This window comes from Cobetia sp. 1AS1 (assembly GCF_029846435.1).
Taxonomy (GTDB): Bacteria; Pseudomonadota; Gammaproteobacteria; order Pseudomonadales; family Halomonadaceae; genus Cobetia; species Cobetia amphilecti.
Genome location: NZ_JARWKU010000005.1, coordinates 251,666 through 272,395, shown reverse-complemented (window position 1 = coordinate 272,395; position 20,730 = coordinate 251,666). Strand labels below are relative to the sequence as shown.

Annotated in this window: 17 protein-coding genes; 8 read left to right on the top strand and 9 right to left on the bottom strand. The window is 63.4% G+C overall.

What is annotated here, in order from left to right:
- Positions 1–117 precede the first annotated feature (117 nt).
- On the top strand, positions 118–1,011 hold the full coding sequence (locus tag QD280_RS11230; RefSeq protein WP_054555324.1) for a LysR family transcriptional regulator: 894 nt from the start codon (positions 118–120) through the stop codon (positions 1,009–1,011).
- Between the two features lie 145 nt (positions 1,012–1,156).
- Here QD280_RS11230 and QD280_RS11225 read toward each other — a convergent pair whose 3' ends face one another.
- Together QD280_RS11225 and QD280_RS11220 are read right to left on the bottom strand one after the other, a co-directional pair.
- Complete coding sequence (locus QD280_RS11225) at positions 1,157–2,635, bottom strand: NCS1 family nucleobase:cation symporter-1 (protein WP_225996544.1); 1,479 nt, start codon at positions 2,633–2,635, stop codon at positions 1,157–1,159.
- 4 nt (positions 2,636–2,639) lie between these two features.
- Positions 2,640–3,035: a hypothetical protein gene (locus QD280_RS11220; protein ID WP_279839268.1), complete on the bottom strand. Its 396-nt coding sequence runs from the start codon at positions 3,033–3,035 to the stop codon at positions 2,640–2,642.
- 487 nt (positions 3,036–3,522) lie between these two features.
- Between QD280_RS11220 and QD280_RS11215 the strand changes: the two genes are divergently transcribed.
- The 4 genes from QD280_RS11215 (at position 3,523) to preA (ending at position 8,871) form a co-directional block, all read left to right on the top strand.
- On the top strand, positions 3,523–4,425 hold the full coding sequence (locus QD280_RS11215) for a nitrilase-related carbon-nitrogen hydrolase (RefSeq protein WP_279839266.1): 903 nt from the start codon (positions 3,523–3,525) through the stop codon (positions 4,423–4,425).
- Between the two features lie 84 nt (positions 4,426–4,509).
- Positions 4,510–5,952, top strand: coding sequence for a dihydropyrimidinase (hydA, locus tag QD280_RS11210; RefSeq protein ID WP_043333732.1), 1,443 nt, complete (start codon positions 4,510–4,512; stop codon positions 5,950–5,952).
- A gap of 154 nt (positions 5,953–6,106) precedes the next feature.
- Positions 6,107–7,507 carry an NAD(P)-dependent oxidoreductase gene (locus tag QD280_RS11205; RefSeq protein ID WP_279839264.1) on the top strand — a complete coding sequence of 467 codons (1,401 nt, stop codon included), beginning with the start codon at positions 6,107–6,109 and terminating at the stop codon, positions 7,505–7,507.
- Positions 7,507–8,871, top strand: a complete 1,365-nt coding sequence (gene preA / locus QD280_RS11200; RefSeq protein WP_192838599.1) for an NAD-dependent dihydropyrimidine dehydrogenase subunit PreA — start codon at positions 7,507–7,509, stop codon at positions 8,869–8,871. Before QD280_RS11205 ends, preA begins: the two co-directional genes overlap by 1 nt.
- 161 nt (positions 8,872–9,032) lie before the next feature.
- Here the strand turns inward: preA and QD280_RS11195 are convergent, their stop codons facing one another.
- The 3 genes from QD280_RS11195 to QD280_RS11185 all read right to left on the bottom strand — a co-directional run bounded on the left by QD280_RS11195 (position 9,033) and on the right by QD280_RS11185 (position 11,658).
- On the bottom strand, positions 9,033–9,653 hold the full coding sequence (locus QD280_RS11195; protein ID WP_043333730.1) for a TetR/AcrR family transcriptional regulator: 621 nt from the start codon (positions 9,651–9,653) through the stop codon (positions 9,033–9,035).
- A gap of 170 nt (positions 9,654–9,823) precedes the next feature.
- The gene (locus QD280_RS11190) at positions 9,824–11,032 is read right to left on the bottom strand and encodes a CmpA/NrtA family ABC transporter substrate-binding protein (protein ID WP_279834341.1); all 1,209 of its coding nucleotides are present in this window, start codon (positions 11,030–11,032) and stop codon (positions 9,824–9,826) included.
- A gap of 50 nt (positions 11,033–11,082) precedes the next feature.
- Positions 11,083–11,658, bottom strand: a complete 576-nt coding sequence (locus QD280_RS11185) for an ANTAR domain-containing protein (protein ID WP_054555320.1) — start codon at positions 11,656–11,658, stop codon at positions 11,083–11,085.
- Between the two features lie 562 nt (positions 11,659–12,220).
- On the opposite strand from QD280_RS11185, the gene QD280_RS11180 reads away from it, so the two are divergent.
- Complete coding sequence (locus tag QD280_RS11180; protein ID WP_043333727.1) at positions 12,221–13,579, top strand: NarK family nitrate/nitrite MFS transporter; 1,359 nt, start codon at positions 12,221–12,223, stop codon at positions 13,577–13,579.
- Between the two features lie 121 nt (positions 13,580–13,700).
- Here QD280_RS11180 and QD280_RS11175 read toward each other — a convergent pair whose 3' ends face one another.
- The 3 genes from QD280_RS11175 to dbpA all read right to left on the bottom strand — a co-directional run bounded on the left by QD280_RS11175 (position 13,701) and on the right by dbpA (position 16,257).
- The gene (locus QD280_RS11175; protein WP_166019763.1) at positions 13,701–13,868 is read right to left on the bottom strand and encodes a hypothetical protein; all 168 of its coding nucleotides are present in this window, start codon (positions 13,866–13,868) and stop codon (positions 13,701–13,703) included.
- Between the two features lie 186 nt (positions 13,869–14,054).
- Entirely contained in the window at positions 14,055–14,627 is a 573-nt protein-coding gene (locus tag QD280_RS11170) for an N-acetyltransferase (RefSeq protein WP_279839262.1), read from the bottom strand.
- Between the two features lie 229 nt (positions 14,628–14,856).
- Positions 14,857–16,257, bottom strand: a complete 1,401-nt coding sequence (gene dbpA, locus QD280_RS11165) for an ATP-dependent RNA helicase DbpA (protein ID WP_043333726.1) — start codon at positions 16,255–16,257, stop codon at positions 14,857–14,859.
- Between the two features lie 1,083 nt (positions 16,258–17,340).
- Between dbpA and QD280_RS11160 the strand changes: the two genes are divergently transcribed.
- Entirely contained in the window at positions 17,341–18,942 is a 1,602-nt protein-coding gene (locus QD280_RS11160) for a hypothetical protein (protein ID WP_279839260.1), read from the top strand.
- A gap of 342 nt (positions 18,943–19,284) precedes the next feature.
- Here the strand turns inward: QD280_RS11160 and QD280_RS11155 are convergent, their stop codons facing one another.
- Complete coding sequence (locus tag QD280_RS11155) at positions 19,285–19,719, bottom strand: hypothetical protein (RefSeq protein WP_043333725.1); 435 nt, start codon at positions 19,717–19,719, stop codon at positions 19,285–19,287.
- A 548-nt stretch (positions 19,720–20,267) separates the two neighbouring features.
- Here QD280_RS11155 and QD280_RS11150 point away from each other — a divergent pair.
- Positions 20,268–20,612: a hypothetical protein gene (locus QD280_RS11150; RefSeq protein ID WP_279839258.1), complete on the top strand. Its 345-nt coding sequence runs from the start codon at positions 20,268–20,270 to the stop codon at positions 20,610–20,612.
- Positions 20,613–20,730: the final 118 nt, after the last annotated feature.

Sequence of the window (20,730 nt, the reverse complement as noted above, 5' to 3'; positions counted from 1 at the left end):
GCGGTTCATCCTCGCGGGCTTGGCATGGAGCACAGTCTACGCAGTCATGCGGGTGGGATTAAGCCGTCGGCACTCAGATGATTATTGCCACTCAACAACAATGAAAGAGGAGCCAGCATGCAGCGCTGGGACCGTATCGAAGCCTTCGTGGAAGTCGTCAGAATCGGCTCATTTTCCGGTGCCGCCCGTCACCTCGGGGTGTCCAGCTCACATGTCAGTCGTCTGATCAGCCAGCTGGAAGCCCAGCTCGACACCCAGTTGCTCTACCGCACCACCCGTCAGACGCGTCTCACCGATGCCGGACAGGTGTATTTCGAGCACTGCCATCACCTCTTCGATGGCTTCCGCGCCGCCGAACAGGCCATCGGTGACTTCCACGCCCGCCCCAGCGGCGTGCTCAAGCTGACCAGCGCCACCACCTTCGGCGAGCGCTACGTCGCGCCGCTGGTCAACGACTTCCAGCTGCTGCACCCGCAACTGGAAGTGCAGATGCACTTCACCAACCGCCCGGTGGAACTGATCGACGAGGGCTTCGACGTCGCCATCCGCATGGGCGTGCTCAAGGATTCCTCGCTGATCGCAAGACGGCTGGTGGACCGCCGCGAATTCGTCGTCGCCTCGCATGACTACTTCCAGCAGGCGCCGCGCCCGCACACCCTGGCCGAGCTCTCCAGTCACCGCTGCCTGGCCGGTTCCAAGCGCGAGTGGCTGTTCGAGGTCGAGGGTCAGCGCCGTGAGGTGCGCATCACCGGCAGCTGGCAGGCCAACTCCGGCCCGGCGCTGTTGGACGCCACGCTCAAGGGCCTTGGCCTTGCCCAGATTCCCGACTATTACGTCGCGCCCCATCTCGCCAGCGGCAAGCTGATCTCGGTGCTGGATGAGTACCAGGTGCGCGATACCGGGGTATGGATCGTCTATCCCCGCCACCGCCACCTCTCGCCCAAGGTGCGCCAGTTCGTCGACTTCATGGTCGAGCGCTTCGAGGGCGGCATCCCAGGACTTGACGCATGATGCGCCGCCGCGGATGAGCTGCCGAATTGATGAGCGAATAAGTTGATGAGCGGATAAGCGGATAAGCTGATGAGCCGACGAATGACAGACGGGCTGCCAATCGGCAGCCCGTCTGTCATTGCATTCACCATGTTCATCAACGGTGTCAGGCGCGCTGCGCCCCGCTGCCCGGCACTGCCTCCGGCAGATGCACCGGCGGTGCCTTGACCAGCAACTTGCTGGCCACGAAGTAGACCAGCGCCCCCAGCAGCGAGCCGGTGAACCAGCCGTAGTCGTAGAACCAGGAAAGTCCGGGCTGCGAGAAGCTGATCACCGTCAGCCCCACCGGCACGAAGAAGGCGATGAAGCCCGCCGGATTGAAGGCCGGATAGGTGCTGCCATCCAGATAGAGTGCCGGCAGATCAAAGGACTGACGACGGATCACGAAGTAGTCGACGATCATGATCCCCGCGATCGGCCCCAGCAGACTCGAATAGCCCAGCAGCCAGTTGGAATAGAGGCTCTCGAGACTCACGTCCGAGACGATCCAGCCCATCTTCTTGATCAGCTCGAAGCCCATCAGCAGCACCCCGACCAGCCCGGTCAGCAGCACGCCGCGCGTCTGGTTGATCAACTTCGGCGCGATGTTCTGGAAGTCATTGGTCGGCGAGACGATGTTGGCCGCGGTATTGGTGGAGAGCGTCGCGATGATGATCAGCACCATGGCGATGGCGACCCAGCCGGGGCTGTCGATGCGGCCGATCAGGTTGACCGGGTCGGAGATGGTCTCGCCCACCAGCGAGCTGGACGCCGCGGTCAGCACCACGCCGAGCGCCGCGAAGAAGAACATCGTCAGCGGCAGACCGATGATCTGACCGACGATCTGGTCCTTCTGGCTCTTCGCGTAACGACTGAAGTCAGGAATGTTCAGCGACAGCGTCGCCCAGAAGCCGACCATCGCGGTCAGGCCCGCCATGAAGTAGCTGGCCACGCCATCGCCCTCGGGACGATTCGGCGGCTGGGCCAACAGCTCGCTGATCGAGGTATGCGGCAGCGCCCACACCATCAGGCCGACACCCACCGCCAGCAGCAAGGGCGCGGACAGCGTCTCCAGCCACTTGATGGATTCCGCGCCGCGAATCACCACGAACAGGTTGAGCGCCCAGAACACGAAGAAGCCGATGACCTCGCCTACCCCGCCCAGCGCCTTCCAGTCGGCCGAGAGGCTCGACAGCAGCAGGTGGATCGCCAGCCCGCCGAACATCGTCTGGATACCGAACCAGCCACAGGCGACCACCGCGCGAATCATGCATGGCACGTTGGAGCCGATGATGCCGAAGGAGGAGCGCAGCACCACCGGGAAGGGAATCCCGAAGCGCGTGCCGGGGAAGGCGTTGAGGGTCAGCGGAATCAGCACCACCAGGTTGGCGACCAGAATCGTGAACAGCGCCTCGCCGACGCTCAGGCCGAAGTAGGCGGTCAGGACGCCACCCAGGGTGTAGGTCGGCACGCAGATCGACATGCCGACCCACAGTGCGGCGATGTTCCAGCGCGACCAGGTGCGTTCGGCACTCTTGGTCGGCGCGATATCCTCGTTGTAACGCGGGCTGCGGGCGACATCCTGTGCCACCACCAGCTCGATCATTTCCTCATTGCTGCGCACCATGTGCGAGCGCGTCTGTGTCGGGGCCATGAGTCCTCACCTGTTCAGCTGTTGTTATTGTTGAGGGTGATGCACTGCGCTTGCCTTGTGTCACTTGTCGTTTCTTGTCTTCCTCGTCTTCTCCGTCGCTTTCCTGACTCCTCTTCGCTCCTCCCCGTTCGGCACACTTCATCAGGCACACTTCATTCGGCACTGCATGCAGAAGATTCTGATGCAGAAGATTCTGCGGCAGACGAATCTGTGGCAGGCCGTGTAGAAGAAACACCTTGCGCAGTTCGTGTGGAAAACCCTGTGGCAAATCGCATGCCGCCGGCCGGATTATTGCCGACAAATCAAACCTGTCTTGCAAGACAACTTGAGATGCAATGGCGCGTATTTTCATGCATGACGCCTGTCAGGTGGCGACAAGCCGTGTTCGCGCCAACTGTCAGTATGGTCAGGTTCCAAGCTGGTGCAAGGCGGTCTTGCGCAATGTCCCCGCAAACGATCACAAGCCACTGTTGTGCATCGCCTTTTCCTTTGAAAATCGCGTGAACCACGCTGATTCTCCAGGCACCACAATGGTGAAATACGGCCTTTTCTGGGATAAAAACTCTTTGATAACAACAAGATAAATCCACAAGACTTTATTTGACACTTCATCTTGCCGAACGCGGGAACACTGTCTAATGTTCATTAAGCTGACTGGTGAGACAGGATTTAAATCGGACCTTTCCTGACCCACGATACCTGCCAGCGGCATGCAGATTTGCCAGGCAGGCGGCGTGTTTTTCCTGGGGCCATTTCGCGCTATCCCTGCTCACCCGCTCAGCCCACCAGCACTCATTGAAGACAACAACAACCGGCGCCAAGCGCCCGATGAGGAAGACATGTCGAACGATTCCCGCATCTCCTATACCGAAGATGCCGGCAAGCTGCGCTGCGCCGTCATCCAGATGGGACTCAACGTCTCCACCGACCTCGAGCCCGCGCAGATCCGTGATGCCATGAACGAAGCCCACCTGCCGCTGATCGACCAGGCCGGTGAGGCAGGCGTCAAGATCCTGTGCTTCCAGGAAGTCTTCAATCAGCCCTATTTCTGCCCGAGCCAGGATGCCAAGTGGTATGCCGCCGCCGAGCGCGTGCCCGACGGCCCCACCGTCACCCTGATGCAGCAGTACGCGAAGAAGCATCAGATGGTGATCATCGTGCCCATCTACGAGGAAGTGCAGCCGGGGGTGTACTACAACACCGCCGCCGTCATCGATGCCGACGGCAGCTATCTGGGCAAGTATCACAAGACCCACATCCCGCAGGTGGCGGGCTTCTGGGAGAAATTCTTCTTCAAGCCGGGCAAGTCCGACTGGCCGGTCTTCGACACCGCCTACGGGCGCATCGGCGTCTACATCTGCTACGACCGCCACTTCCCGGAAGGCTGGCGCGCATTGGCGCTCAACGGCGCCGAGATCATCTTCAATCCCTCCGCCACCGTCGCGGGCCTCTCCCAATACCTGTGGGAGCTGGAGCAGCCCGCCTCCGCCGCCGCCAATGGCTGCTACATCGCCGCCATCAACCGCGTCGGCCATGAACAGCCGTGGGATATCGGCGAGTTCTACGGCTCCTCCTACTTCGTGAATCCGCGCGGCCAGATCGAAGCCCAGGCCAGCGCCACCGAGGATGAGCTGCTGATCCACGACCTCGACATGTCGATGGTGCGCGAGGTGCGCAACAACTGGCAGTTCTTCCGCGACCGTCGCCCCGATGCCTATACCCGCCTCACCGATGGCGAGTGACGGACTGACGACCCGCACGACAACAACAAGACGACCTGACACTCAATGCCGGACAAGGCCGCGCGATGCGGCCGGGAGAGACTCATGGCAATCCTGATCAAGGGCGGCAGCATCCAGACCCACGAAGAGCGCTACACCGCCGATGTGCTGTGTGACGGCGAGACCATCACCGCCATCGGCACCGACCTGGACGTACCGGACGACTGCGAAGTGATCGACGCCAGCGGCTGTCTGGTGATGCCCGGCGGCATCGACCCGCACACCCACATGCAGTTGCCCTTCATGGGCACCGTGGCCAGCGAGGACTTCCAGACCGGCACCGCCGCGGCGCTGGCCGGTGGCACCACCATGATCATCGATTTCGTGATCCCCTCCCCCCAGCAACCGCTGATGGAGGCCTATCACACCTGGCGCGAATGGGCCGAGAAGTCGTGCTGCGACTACAGCTTCCACGTCGCCGTCACCTGGTGGGACGAGAGTGTCAGCCAGGACATGGCGACGCTGGTCGCCGATTACGGCGTCAACAGCTTCAAGCACTTCATGGCCTACAAGAACGCCATCATGGCGCCGGACGACACCCTGGTCTCGAGCTTCGCGCGCTGCCTGGAGCTGGGCGCGATTCCCACCGTGCATGCCGAGAACGGCGAGCTGGTCTACCACCTGCAGCAGAAACTGCTGGCCGACGGCATCACCGGCCCGGAGGCGCATCCGCTGTCGCGCCCGCCGCAGGTCGAGGGCGAGGCCGCCAGCCGCGCCATCCGCATCGCCGGCACCCTGGGCACGCCGGTGTATCTGGTCCACGTCTCCACCGCCGATGCGCTGGAGGAAATCCGCTACGCCCGCGAGCACGGTCAGCCGGTCTACGGCGAGGTGCTGGCAGGCCATCTGCTGATCGATGAAGAGGTCTATCAGAACAAGAGCTGGGAATTCGCGGCCGGCCACGTGATGAGCCCGCCGTTCCGTTCGCTGGAGCATCGCCAGGCGCTGTGGGGCGGCATCCAGTCCGGTGATCTGCAGACCACCGCCACCGATCACTGCTGCTTCTGCGCCGAGCAGAAGGAGATGGGCAAGGACGACTTCTCGAAGATTCCCAACGGCACCGCCGGGGTCGAGGACCGCATGGCGATGCTGTGGCACGAAGGCGTCAACACCGGGCGCTTCTCCGCCGAGGACTTCGTGGGCCTGACCTCCACCAATGCGGCCAAGATCTTCAATCTCTATCCGCGCAAGGGTGCGATCCGCGTCGGCAGCGACGCCGACATCGTGGTCTGGGACCCCAACGCCGAACGCACCATCTCGGCCAAGACCCACCACCAGAACATCGACTTCAACATCTTCGAAGGCCGCACCGTCAAGGGCATTCCGCGTCACACCATCAGCCGCGGCGACTGGGCATGGCGCGATGGCGAACTGCATGCCAAGCGCGGCCACGGCCAGTATGTCGAGCGTCCGGCCTACCCCAGCGTGTTCGACCAGCTCAAGGCCCGCGCCGAGAGCAACGTCGTCAGTGCCGTGGATCGCAGCTGACGGACGACGAACGTCCCACCTGAGACCAGTACGGCACGACTGAACGACGGCCTGGCGGCGCACCTGACGCGCTGCCAATCCCTGAGCGCAACCCGACTCGCCTGCAAGACCAACAACAACGACCCCGCGCCTGAGCGCGGGCAGGAGCCACACCGTGACCACATCCTCCACTCCTTCCCACTGGGCCCCGAGCGGGCTCGCGGAAGAGGCGCTGAGTGCGCGTTTCACAGACCTGCACCCGGCGCTCAGCAAGCGCCAGGCCTTCATCGAGAGCTCGCGCTGTCTGTACTGCTACGATGCACCCTGCATCAAGGCCTGCCCGACCAGCATCGACATCCCGACCTTCATTCGCCGTATCCACGATGACAATCTCGAAGGCGCCGCCAGCGAGATTCTGGATGCCAATATCCTCGGTGGCAGCTGCGCCCGCGTCTGCCCCACCGAGATCCTCTGCGAGCAGTCCTGCGTGCGCAATCAGGGCGATGAGTGCCAGCCGGTGCTGATCGGCCTGCTGCAACGTCATGCGCTGGACAACGCCCAGTTCGAAGCCCATCCGTTCACGCGTGGCGCCAGCACCGGTCGGCGCATCGCGGTGGTCGGCGCCGGGCCAGCCGGGCTTTCCTGCGCCCATCGTCTGGCACGTTTCGGCCACGACGTGGTGATCTTCGAGGCCGAGGAAAAGGCCGGCGGCCTCAACGAATACGGCATCGCCCGCTACAAGCTGACCGATGACTTCGCCGCCCGCGAAGTCGAATTCCTGCTCGAGATCGGCGGCATCGAGATCCGCCACGGTCTGCGCCTCGGCGACAACCTGGCGCTGGCCTCCCTGACACGCGAATTCGACAGCGTCTTCCTGGGCCTCGGGCTTGGCACCAGCCACGCCCTCGGCCTGACCGGCGAGGATGCCAGCGGCCTGATGGCGGCCACCGACTTCATCAAGGTGCTGCGTCAGAGTGGCGAGCTGAACGCCCTGGCGGTGCCCAGACACGCCGTGGTGATCGGCGCCGGCAACACCGCCATCGATATCGCCGTGCAGGCCAGGCGCCTCGGCGCGCAGACGGTGGACCTGGTCTACCGGCGTGGCGAGGAGCAGATGTCCGCCACCCATCACGAGCAGGAAATCGCGCGCGCCAATGGCGTGATGATCCACACCTGGGCGCGCCCGCTGGCGATCGATGTGGCAAACGATAGCGGTAGAAGCGAAGAAGGTGATGACGCCGCGCTCAGCGCGATGCAGTTCGCGCGCACGCGGGTCGAGGATGGCCGCCTCGTCGATACCGGCGAGACCTTCACGCTGGCCTGCGATGGGGTCTTCACCGCCATCGGTCAGGGCTTCGATGACGCGAGCCTGAGCGACGCCCATGCCGCAGGGCTGGCCCGCGAAGGGGCCAGGATAGAGGTGGACGAGATGCTGCGCACCAGCCTGCCCGGCGTCTATGCCGGCGGTGACTGCATCGCCCGCGGGCAGGACCTCACCGTTCAAGCCGTCGCCCACGGCAAGCTGGCCGCCGAGGCCATCCATCACGATCTGATGCTCAAGGTGGAGGCCGCCTGATGACCATTCATACCCCGCTCAATGATGACAACGCCCGCCCGGCAGGTGCTGACTCAAGTGCTGGATCAAGCGGCGATCACGTCGCCAGCTACAAGGCCGATCTGTCGGTCAACTTCGCCGGCATCCGCGCCCCCAACCCCTTCTGGCTGGCCAGCGCCCCGCCCACCGACAAGGCCTACAACGTGGTACGCGCCTTCGAGGCCGGCTGGGGTGGCGTGGTCTGGAAGACCCTCGGCGAAGACCCGGCCGCGGTGAACGTCTCCTCCCGCTACTCGGCGCACTATGGCCCGAATGGCGAGGTCAGCGGCTTCAACAACATCGAGCTGATCACCGACCGCTCGCTGGAGATCAACCTGCGCGAGATCACCCAGGTCAAGAAGGACTGGCCGGACCGCGCGCTGATCGTCTCGCTGATGGTGCCGTGCGAGGAAGAGGCCTGGAAGACCATCCTGCCGCAGGTCGAAGCCACCGGCTGTGACGGTATCGAACTCAACTTCGGCTGCCCCCACGGCATGCCGGAACGCGGCATGGGCGCGGCGGTGGGCCAGGTGCCGGAGTATGTCGAGCAGGTCACGCGCTGGTGCAAGACCTACAGCTCGCTGCCGGTGATCGTCAAACTGACCCCCAACATCACCGACGTGCGTGAACCGGCCAAGGCCGCCTGGCGTGGCGGCGCCGATGCCGTCTCGCTGATCAACACCATCAACTCCATCACCCATCTGGATCTCGACCGCATGGTCGCGCATCCCATCGTCGGCGACCGCAGCACCCACGGCGGCTATTGCGGCAGCGCCGTGAAGCCCATCGCGCTGAACATGGTGGCCGAGATCGCGCGCACGCCGGAAACCGCCAACCTGCCGATCTCCGGCATCGGCGGCATCTCCAACTGGGAGGATGCCGCGGAATTCATCGCCCTCGGCGCGGGCAGCGTGCAGGTGTGCACGGCGGCGATGCTGCACGGCTTCCGTATCGTCGAGGAGATGAAGGACGGCCTGGGGCGCTGGATGGACAGCAAGGGCTATCAGCGTATCGATGAGTTCTCGCGCGCGGCGGTGCCCAACACCACCGACTGGAAGCAGCTGGACATGAACTATCAGGTGATCGCCCGCATCGATCAGGACAAGTGCATCGGCTGCGGACGCTGCTATATCGCCTGCGAGGACACCTCACACCAGGCCATCATGCATCTGGCCAAGGACAACGGCACCGCCCGCTATGAGGTAAAGGACGCCGACTGCGTGGGCTGCAACCTGTGCGAGATCACCTGCCCGGTCGAGGACTGCATCACCATGGAAGTGCAGGACACCGGCAAGCCGTACATGAACTGGATGGAGGACCCGCGCAATCCGCATCGCGCGGCCTGATCGTCTGGTGCTCCTCTGATCGCGGGGCGCAGGTAGCAATAGATGGGAACCAAAAAAAGGGGCTGCCAGCAATGGCAGCCCCTTCTTGATTGGTTTGATGACCAATCAACGATGACCATGATTAGCTTAAGGATAACGCAATCATGAAGTCGCCTGCTGACTCAGGCAGACAAACCGACGCCCTTCAGCAGCACCCGCGTCACGTTCTGCACCGCCTGCTCGAATTCCCGATCACTCAGCGCCTTGCCCTGATTGAGCACCGCGATCTGATGATCGAAGTCGGCGTAGTGCTGGGTGCTGGCCCAGATCATGTACAGGTAGGCGGAGGCATCGACGTTGTCGATGCGGCCCTCGCCGATCCACTGGCGCAGGCGTGACTTCTTCATCTCGGCCCACTCGTCGAGCCACACCGTCAGCTCTTCGCCCAACACCGGCGCGCCCTGCATGATCTCGCTGGCCCACACCTTGGAGCCATAGGGGCGCTGGCGCGAGTGCATCATCTTGGCGCGAATGTAGGTGGAGAGCACCAGCTGCGGGTCGTCGTAGGCCTCGAAGCACAGCGCATCTTCCTTCCACAGCGCCAACAGGCCATCGAGCACCGCGCGATACAGCGCTTCCTTGGTGCTGAAGTAGTAATGCAGATTGGACTTGGGCAGCTCTACCTCGGCGGCAATATCGACCATGCTGGCGCCGACATAGCCCTTGAGAGCGAAGATCTTTTCGGCGGCGAGCAGGATGCGGCCGACATTATCCTTGCGAATCTGAGACTTGCGAGTGGTCATGCGATCCCCTGACGCGGTGCTGGCAGTGCGATGAGAATATCACAACCGCACTGCCAACATGTCTGAGCCGTCAGGTTTGCCCTGTCATCCGGCAAAGGAGATGGCGACTTCTCTGCAAGTGCTGTGCAATCCCGCGCCAGCGCGGACCGGCAAGAACCGCGCCTGCGACATCATTCGAAGACCGCGCCATCGATGAAACCATCCGCCGGCATCGGCACCTGGCCCGCCTCGCCGCTCAGCCACCAGGGCGCCGGATGCGTGCCTTCACTGCGCTCATCCGCCACCGGCACCACCATGCCCAGCTTGCGGGCCGCCGTGCGGTAAAGATCCGGTCGCACACAACGTGTCAGCGTCGCCTCGAGATCCTCGTCATTGAAGCCCTGCAGATGCCCCCAGCGCTGCATCTGGGCGATGTACCAGCGCGTCTGGGAACGCCACGGGAAGTTGGCCGCATAGCGATGGAAGATGGTCCAGCCGGGATTGTGCTGCTGGAAGTCGTCCACCGACTGCTCGACATCGACGTCTTCCAACCCGCGTGTCACCACGCTCATCGGCACCTCCGGCATGCCCTCATCGTGCAGCCACTCGGCGGCCCTGTCCCGATTGCCGGGGCGGTCCAGCCAGGCGCAGGCATTGAGCAGCGCGCGAATCAGCGCCTGATGCGCCAGCGGATGCTGCTCCGCCCAGTCCTCGCGCACGCCCAGCACCTTTTCCTGCCCGAAGCGCCAGATATCGTGACTGCCCGCCACCACCTGCCCCATGCCCTGCGCCGCCGCCAGACTGTTCCAGGGCTCACCGACACAGAAGCCATCCAGCGCACCGCTGGCCAGCTGTGCCGCCATCAGCGGCGGCGCCACGGCGCGCATCTCGACGTCGCGGTCCGGGTTGATGCCGCCCGCCGCCAGCCAGTAGCGCAACAGATAACGATGCGAGGAGAACGGGTGCACGCTGGCCAGCTTGAGCAGCGGCTCACCGCGCTGCTTGCGCTCATGCACATGCGCCGCCAGCGCCTTCGCGACCTGCAACGGGCTGGAGAGGTCGTGGCCGTCCTCGCCGAGGGTGGCCATCAGCGCGCGGGACAGCGTGATGGAGTTGCCGCCCAGATTCAGTGTCATGGCGCTGATCACCGGCGTGGCGCGGCCATCCAGGCCCAGGGTCGAGGTCAGCGGCATCAGCGCCAGCATCTGCGCGCCCTGCAGCACGCCGGTCTGCAGGTCATCACGCAACGCCGCCCACGAGGGTTGCCACTTGAGTGTCACCGCCAGCCCCTCCTCGCGGAAAAGCCCCAACTGCTCAGCGACCACGAAGGGCGCGGCATCATTGAGTGGCATCAGGCCCAGCGTCAGCTGATGGCCATTCAGGGGTACATCTGTGGGCATCACGCACACCTCTTGAACGATCGAGAGAGAAGGACAGTACGGCGACCGGCTCAGCGCCGACGCGCGGCCTTGAGCAGCTCATCGGCCAGCTCATGCAGGGCCAGGCGCCGGTTCATGGCGGTCTTGCGCAGGTATTGGTAGGCGGCATCTTCACTGAGCCCACGCGTCTCCATCACCACGGCCTTGGCACGATCGACGCTGCGCCGCTGCACCAATGTGGTCTGGGTACGGTTGAGCTCCCCCTTGAGCGCACGGTGCGCCTCGAAGCTGGTGATGGCGACCTCGACCATGCTGCGCACCATCGCTGGCATGACGTGGTCCACCACATAGGCCGAGACACCGGCGCCGGCCGCCTCACGCACGAGGTCCGGGGCATCTTCACTGGCCAGCATGATCATCGGCTTGGGATAGCGTCGCCCCAGCTGGCCGAGATGCTCCAGGGTGTCGCGGCTGGGCAGGTCGGCGTCGATGATCACCGCATCGGGCTGATGCTGCTCGACCAGCGCGTGCAGGTCCTCGTGCTCGTCAACGCGCAGCGCCACCTCGAAGCCGGCGCTCAATAGCGCCTGCTCCAGCGCGGCGGAGCGCTCACTGCGGACATCGACGATCAGCACGGTCACGGGCATGTCAGGTTTCCTTGGGTCGGGCATGAGACTTGCCGTACACCCAAGCAGGATTCGTGCCGCAATCTGGTGCAACCTTGCGGCCAAAGGCCTTCAGAGCGGCCGAGCCGAAAGCGTCGCTGCACTGCAATGAGGCACGCGCCTGCCCGACCCTCCCAGCGCCAGTCGCGTGCGCCAGACTGGTACCTCGCGCCTCGATGACGCACCGCCAGCGCGCATCGAGCGCGCCTCCAGCCCGGGACACCGCCTGCGCGTGCCAGCCTACTGCCCTCGCCAAGCCATTGATCTTCTGGGACTTGTCCCGCCCACACCCCCGCAACTGGCGCGCTACTTGCTTTGTTCCTGTCACTTGCCGCACAGACGCTCTGCTGCCGGCAACCATGGCATCACCGACTGCTGCCATCGCTATCCATGACGTGGACCAGGCTCTTCGGAGTACGAGTGCGTCGAACCAGGCCCCTCAATGACGAGGCGCCCTTGCTGTCGTTCATTCACAGCCGTTCGACCACTCGCCGAGCACACCTGACTTCGTGCCCGGCACCGACGCTGAATCAGGAGCCCACTCATGGATATCCGCAACAAGGCCAGCCGCATCCGGCTGTTCAGCTTCAACACCCCGCAAATGCGCGCCTTCCACATGTCGTGGTTCGCCTTCCACGTCTGCTTCTTCGGCTGGTTCGGCATCGCGCCGCTGATGGCCGTGGTGCGTGACGACCTCGGCCTGACCAAGACCCAGATCGGCAACACCATCATTGCCTCCGTCGCCATCACGGTGATCGTGCGCCTCGCCATCGGCGTGCTGTGCGATCGCATCGGGCCACGCAAGGCCTACACCTGGCTGCTGTGCCTCGGCTCGCTGCCGGTGATGTGCATCGGCTTCGCCGACAGCTTCGAATCCTTCTTCCTGGCCCGTCTGGCCATCGGTGCCATCGGCGCCTCCTTCGTCATCACCCAGTACCACACCTCCGTGATGTTCGGCCCCAACGTGGTCGGCACCGCCAACGCCACTACCGCGGGCTGGGGCAACCTGGGCGGCGGCACCACCCAGATGCTGATGCCGCTGGTGATGGCCGGCCTGCTGATGCTGGGCGTCGAGCAGACCCTGGGCTGGCGTCTGGCGATGGTCGTGCCGGGCATCGTGCTGTTCCTGACCGGTATCGCCTACTACTTCTTCACCCAGGATGCGCCGGACGGCAACTTCAGCGAGCTGCGAGAGCGTGGTGAGCTGCCCAAGGCCGAGAAGGAATACAGCATGCGCGCCACCTTCGGCGCGGCGGCACGCGACATTCGCGTCTGGGCCCTGTTCCTCGTCTATGGCGCCTGTTTCGGGGTCGAGCTGACCATCAACAACGTCGCCGCCATCTACTTCTTCGACCACTTCGATCTCGATCTTGCCACCGCCGGTCTCATCGCGGGCCTGTTCGGCCTGATGAACCTGTTCGCCCGCACCCTGGGCGGTGTGTTCTCCGACCTGTTCGCGCGCCAGTCCGGCCTCAAGGGCCGCGTGCGCTGGCTGTTCATCGCGCTGCTGTGTGAAGGCGTGGCGCTGGTCGGCTTCGCCCAGATGGAAACCCTCGCAGTCGCCATCGGCATCATGCTGGTCTTCAGCCTCTTCGTGCAGATGGCGGAAGGCGCGACCTTCGGTATCGTGCCCTTCGTCAATCGCAAGGCACTCGGCGCGGTCGCCGGCATCGTCGGCGCGGGCGGCAACGCGGGCGCGGTCGCCGCGGGCTTCCTGTTCCGCAGTGAAGAGCTGACCTACCAGGAAGGCCTGATGTACCTGGGCATGGGCGTGATCGTGATCTCGCTGTTCGCGCTGCTGGTGCGCTTCAGCGCCGCCACTGAAGCCGAGGAAAGCCGCGCCTACGACGCCGCCGTCGCGGACCGCAAGCAGCAGAGCGAGCAGCAGCCCGCCTCGGCATAAGCGGACTTCCTTCTCCCCGAGCCAGACACAAGAAGGCCCCGCCTCATGGGAGGCGGGGCCTTCTTGTGTCTGGCGACAGCTCAGGTCAGCGGCGATTCATCGCGGCGCTGGCAGCCGAGCCTCAGCTATCGGTGGCGTTCTCGACGCTATCACCGGCTTCCTCGACGGCGTTGTCCATCTTCTCGCCAGCCTTCTCCATCGGGCCTTCGTCCTCGCAACCGGCGAGCGACAGGCCACCGAGACCGAGCATGGCAATCATCAGCGAACTACCCAGAGTCTTGAGCTTCATGATGTCTCTCCTTGAATCATCGGTCGGAATGACGCGACAGCTGCCATCACACTCAGGCTGCCACGTGGTGTTACCCATGACATGGAGCGGGAGCCTTGCCGTTTCAAGGGTCACGCAACGCCGAGTTGCCTGTTGCTGATCAAAACCAACCGCTCAGGACTGCTCAGATCAACCGCACAAGGCTGCTCAGATACCCAGCTCAGAGAAGGTATCGGGAAACTGCACTTCACCGCCCAGCCCCTCCAGATAGTCCGGCAGCAGCTCGAAGGCGACGAAGGAACCCGGCACGTCGTCATGATGGCAGTAGAGCCCGTAATGACACGCCGGATGAAAGCCCAGGTGGGTATAGAAATCCGCATGGCCTGCCGCCACCACGGCCCCCGCCCCCAGCAGCCGGCAGCGCTTGACCGCCGAGATCACCAGCCGCTTGCCGATGCCGTGACGCTGATACTGGGGCAGCACCGCCAGCGGCGCCAACGCCATCAGCACGCGGTCCGGGTAGCCGGAAAGCTCCACGCGCGACACCATCACATGCCCCAGCAGGCCGCCCTCGCCTTCACTGAGGTGGCGGCCGGTCTCCGGGTCGGTGACACGCTCGGCCACCAGCGAGATCTGCGCCAGATTGCCTCGACGCAATCTGTCACCCAGGCGCGCTTCACGATGGCCGGCAAAGACGGATTCATGAATGCGGTAGATGCGCTCATGATCAATGAGACGTTCTTCACGAATGCGAAGATTATCGACGGCGTTGGCAGTCATCACGAGGTACCGAATCAGCGCCCTGATGGTCAGGGACGTTACCTCAAGCTTAGCCACCGCCCGCAGCGGCTGCGAGCGTCAATCTGCTGCTCAAAAAGCACGATGCCCGCCGTGGTGGCGGGCATCGCTTGGGGTGATATCAAGGTCGCATGGCAGATGAAAAGACTGGTTCAGTCCCTCTCAGGGTTCTCGCCGATACCGGTCAGACACGTCACCGACGCTGCCCGCCTCAGCTCTTGAGACGACGCGCGCGGAAGGAGCGCCCCTTGAGCTTGCCGTTCATCAGTTGGGTGAGTGCCGACTTGGCGACATCACGCTCCACGGCGAGGAAGGTGGTCCGCGCCAGCACCTTGATCTTGCCGATCTTGCTGCCTTCCAGGCCGCCGTCACCGGTCAGCGCGCCGAGGATATCGCCGGGGCGCAGCTTGTCCTTCTTGCCACCGTCGATCTGCAGCGTCGCCATGCGCGCATGGAACGGCTCGCGCGTCAGCATGCTTTTCGAGGGCAGCGGCTCGGCTTCCAGCGTCTGCTCGAGGAATTCACCCAGCTTGGTCAGACGATAGTCTTCCTTCTCGGTGTACAGCGTGCAGGCGATGCCGGAGCTGCCGGCACGGCCGGTACGCCCGACACGGTGCACGTGGGCGTCGAGATCACGCGCGATCTCGTAGTTGAACACCGCATCCAGCGCTTCGATATCCAGTCCGCGCGCCGCGACATCGGTGGCCACCAGAATCGAGGTGCTCTTGTTGGCGAACATCACCAGTGTCTGGTCGCGCTCGCGCTGTTCGAGGTCACCGTGCAGCGCCATGGCACTGAAGCCGTGCTCATTAAGTGCGTCGCTGACTTCCTGCGCCTGACGCTTGGTGTTGCAGAACACCACGCTGGATTCCGGGCGGTACTTGAGCAGCAGGATACGCAGCGCCTCGAAGCGCGCCTCGTCATCAGCGACACGGTGGAACAGCTGACGGATGCTGCTGTCATCGTGGGTGGAGGCCACCTCGATGCTGACCGGATCACGCAGCATGCGCTCGGCGATCGGGCGCACGCCATCGGCGAAGGTCGCGCTGAACAGCAGCGTCTGACGCTCTTCCGGGGTCTCGGCGACGATGGCATCCAGCACCTCGGCGAAGCCCATGTCGAGCATGCGGTCGGCTTCATCCAGCACCAGGGTATTGAGCTCGACCAGGCTCAGGCTGCCCTTGCGCAGGTGCTCATCCACGCGCCCCGGCGTGCCGACGATGATATGCGCGCCGTGTTCCAGCGAGCCCAGCTGCGGGCCGAAGGGCGCGCCGCCGCACAGGGTCAGCACCTTGACGTTGTGCAGGCCGCGCGCCAGACGACGGATCTCGCCGGCGACCTGATCGGCCAGCTCACGCGTCGGACACAGCACCAGTGACTGCACACGGAAGCGCGAGACCTTGAGGCGTGACAGCAGCCCCAGGCCGAAGGCAGCGGTCTTGCCGGAGCCAGTCTGGCCCTGGGCGATGACATCGCGGCCTTGCAGCATCGGCGGCAGGCTCTGCGCCTGAATCGGCGTCATGGTGTGATATTCGAGCGTGGCGAGGTTGTCGAGCAGCTCGGGCGCCAGCGCCAGAGAGGCAAAGGCAGGGGTGGCGGTGGCGTCAGTCACGGGGACATTCCTTCAATCGATGAACAGGCACGAGCCGAACGGGCTTACGCGCGGGCGCAGAGCATAGCAGAGCGTGGCCACTAACGCCTGCCACGGATGCCAGCACCTGATACCGGCTCCCCAGGCGAGATAGCCTTTTTGAGCAACGCCCTCTCTTGCCCGCCAGACTCACCTCTCAGCACACCGTATGAGCCAGCTCGAATGTGACTCAACTCAAAGCATGATTTTCGTCACGACAGGATTCGATTCCCGCCAAATATCATTTATTAATTATCGTTAATTAAACAAAATGGCCAACGGTCAGTTGGCATGTCACGAAATCCCATATCAGGCGGTGGCCGAGTCGCTGCATATTTCACGCCGTGCATTTCCTGCAGCGCACTTCACGAAAATGGCGCCGACATTCGTGACGGGATAATCATCAAGACGTTCTTGTTATCTGCCTCAGACCATCAGTGCCAATGACACACCAGGATTGGCGCATACCGAGATGAGCCCACCCCCATACCGGGTATGAGGAATGCCACCTCTCATCAGTGATGTGCTGCTGGATACCGCTCGGCTACCGCAGCGGTGCCGCTGCGCGCCCAGAGGCTCCATCTGAATATATGTCATGAACATCAATGACTTGCAGATAGCGAAATGCTGTCCGTGCCGCACAGGCGTTTTCGATCTCGGGGTGGTCTCCCGAATTGGATCGTTGCAAGCGTACTGACAGCTCGTGCGAAGCCGGTCATCACGCTGGTCATGAAACCGGTCATCAAGCCCGGCGCAAGGCACAGGTCGCCGGCACTCAGAACCGGCAACACCATGGAAACACCATTGACGTGAATCCTGCAGCTTCATCGCCACAATGCATGTCACCACGTGCATGCAAGTTGCTGTAATAGCACGTCAAAGAGCAAATGATATCGCACGGACAGGCGATCTTTGCCACCCGCAACACCACGGTCACCGCTGTCCCGACAACAGGGGAGCAGCAATAGAGCGGCGCAGTCTTCAAGCCGCCAGCTGTCAGAGGGGATCACACCTCTCTACCGAAACAGCCACAAGATGTCACTACGACCCAGGGAGCAAGACGACATGAAGGACCTCTCAAGAATCACGGGCTACGGATGTATCGTGGCCGGTGTCGGCCCGGCAGGCATGGGGTTTCTGTTCAATGCCCTCAAGACAGGCCAGATCACGACACTGGCCCGCCACGGACTGTTGATTCTCGATGCCGGCGGCACCCACGCCAGCGGCAAGCTTGGCGCAGGTCGGCTGGGCGAATATCGCATCACCGCCAACTCGGTCGGCGATGTGTTCCTCGACTGCCTGCGCGACCCGGCACTCGTCGACGTGCTGGCCCCGCTCGAAGGCGAACCCTGTCTGGAGCGAATCCGCGCCGATCCCTACTCCTCCCCGCGACTCGATGAGATCGGCGAGCTGCTGGAAGCCGCCAGTGCCCTGGTATTGGCGCACATCACCGCCCTGCCGGGCGTCGAGATGTGGTGCGGCACCAGCCTGGACACGCTGCAGTACCTCGACGGCACCAGCATTCTGACCCTCTCGCATGAACCGGAAGTGGCCCAGCGCACGTCGCGGCTGCGCACCGAGAACCTGGTGCTCAATCTGGGCGGCCAGCAGTGCCCGGAGCAACTGACCCAGAGCCTCCACCGTCAGGGACTGACACCGTCGCGGCGCGCACGCATCTACAGCGGCGATGAGCTGTTGCGCATGCCGCCGGGGCAGCTGCGCAGCCTGCTGCTGCCGCGACTGCGACGTGGTGGTCGCGTCTGTGTGGTGGGTGGCTCGCACAGCGCCTTCTCGATGCTCGACGTGCTGGCCGACGCGCTGCGCAATACCCGCGTCAAGGAGATCACCCTGCTGCATCGCTCGCCGATTCGGCTGTTCTTCGAGAACGCCGAAGAAGCGCGCGCCGCAGGCTATCACTATGATGCCGAGCGCGATGTGTGCCCGATCAGCGGTCGCATCAACCGTTCCGGCGGGCTGCGCTACCGGGCGCTGACCATCGGTCAGGAAATTCTGGCCACCGGCCGCATCGAAGAGTGCGCGATGGACATCCAGCTGGTGCAGACCGGCCCCGGCAGTGCCCAACGCCTGGAACTGGCCAGCGAAGTGCTCGCCGACGCGCCCATCGTGGTGCAGTGCAACGGCTATCAGCCGATTCTGCCCACCATCAGCGACGCCCATCATCAGCCCATCACGTTGCGTGAAGTAAATGGCGGGCTGGATTCCGATGCCAACGGCAACCCCTGCGACATCCACGGCCAGCGTCTTGCGGGCCTCTACATGTTCGGGCTGGGCGCCGGTCTCGCCGTCGACCCGACACTGGGCAGTGAAGCCTCCTTCGATGGCCGCATCTACGGCGTCTGGCAGTTCCATAACCACGCCAGCCTGCCGGCCCTCCACGCCATCATTGCGCGCAACGCCAGTGACGACGCACTCGGCAGCGACACTGCTCACTCCGTCGGTCAGGTGATCGCCAGCGATCGCGGCATGGCAAGCGTCAGCGGCAGTGGAATGACCAGCGCTAGCGACAAGACCAGCGCAAACAGTGTCGTCAGCGAGAAGGCCAGCGCGGACAGCCTCGCACAGGCGAGCGAAGCCGAGGACTTCTCCAGCGCCCTCAAGGTGCTGAGTGACTCACTGGGCCTGCAGCAGAAGTCCCGCATGGCGTAGCAAGGCATGACGTGACCTGAGCAAGCACAGTGCTGCCTGTGGGCCTTGCCATCAGATGATTACGTAATGCCGATTATGGAGCACAGTAGACACAATCATGGGCTTTACTACCTGCACACAAGCCAACTGATTACCTTTTGGACAAACATAACAAGAAACAAAACATAACGACGCTGGAGCCCCCACTCTCCCCGGCGCAAGCAAGAAAGGCCACACGAAGACGCACGATGGCGATACCTCCCCACACAAAAGCGCCGCCCGGGCATGTCCCGAGCGGCGCTTTTGTGTGTCATCTCAGCAAGAGCCGTGGCCGAACCTTTCAGCCAGCTCGCCCACGGTCACTTAGCGTGCCGCTTCTTCCTCAAGACGCGCCTGCTTGCCACCGAGGGTGAAGCAGGTATCGATCTCGCGCAGCATGAACAGCGCGACACAGGCGGCCAGCATCGGCCAGGCAGCGAAGAACAGCAGGTGATCGAACGGGTCCAGATACTGCTTGAAGGCAGAGAAGGTAGACCCGGCGTGCAGCAACAGCACCAGACCGTAGGTGAGGGTCTTCTTCACGCCGGTGACGAACAGCAGCAACAGCACCATCTCGATGACGGCAATCGCGATGACGATGCCCTCGCCCATGCCACCGATGGCATAGAACTTTTCGAAGATGGCGGCGGCGTGGCCAGGATTGAAGAACTTGTCCAGTGTCCACATCGTGATCACGAGGAAGACCCCGAGGCGCAGCAGCAACAGGGAAATGCGGATTCGATCGGCGTACTTCGTCATGTCAATTCTCTCCAGGGGGAATGGGCCTGCGCTGCAACGCAGCGGGCACGTGTTGCTGTGTACGCACCAAGTGGCTGCCTGGTTGCATTGATCGATGATTTTTCTCGCAAAATTAACCACTTGGCAGCGTAACCCCGCCGCGTGACTCCTTGGCGCAAACGCCTGCCGCATCGAAGGGTCTAACGCCCTCAAGCTGCCATTGTTGGGTAAAACAGCAGCAGTGACTGCCGCGCAAGAGGCGCTGACTCTCCCGCCATCCAACACTCTGCCTTTCTCGCTGTCTGATTCATCAGCGGCTATCGCCTTTGCTGCCTCGCCCTGACCCTAGCCCCTAGCCCTCAACCCTCGACCGGCCTGCCGGCCCGCCCTTCGCGCTGGAGTTTATCCACATGGCCTCCAAGACTGACCATCCGTCTGCTTGCCCGTCGTCAGACGCTTCAATGCCGGGCTCTTCAATCAAGCCCTCTCCTGCGCTGCGCCGCTGGCAAGCGCCCGGGCCTGGCGACTCGCACCTGCCGCCCCACATTGCAAAGGCGCGCTTTCCGGCCTTGAGCGCCCAACTGCTGGCGCATGCCGCGCGCATTACAGCAGAACGCGAGCGCGGCGAGATTCTCGACTATGCCTGTGCCATGAGTGCGGTGCCGACGGTGATTCAGGAGATCTGGCTGGCCAGTGGCGAGCTTGAGACATTCGCATTACGCGAAGGCATCCAGATCGAGAGCCTGGCGGAGCTGCTGGGTGAGCACACTCCGCCTGACAGCCCCGCCACCGCTGCACAAAGTGGCGTGCCAGCGCGGGTCGTGAGGCCCCTTGATACTTTCGACTGGCTGCATCTGGCGCTGGAGCAGCTGTTGCAGATACATCAGGATAAGCAACGTTTACACTCAGACTGATGTATCTCGGCGCCAAAACTCGTATGGTGAGAGAGAGGCTCGGCCTGTCGTCGATCAAGATGACGCGCGAGCCTCGAGCACGACTGTCATATGCACGACTGGAACGCATTTCTGGTAC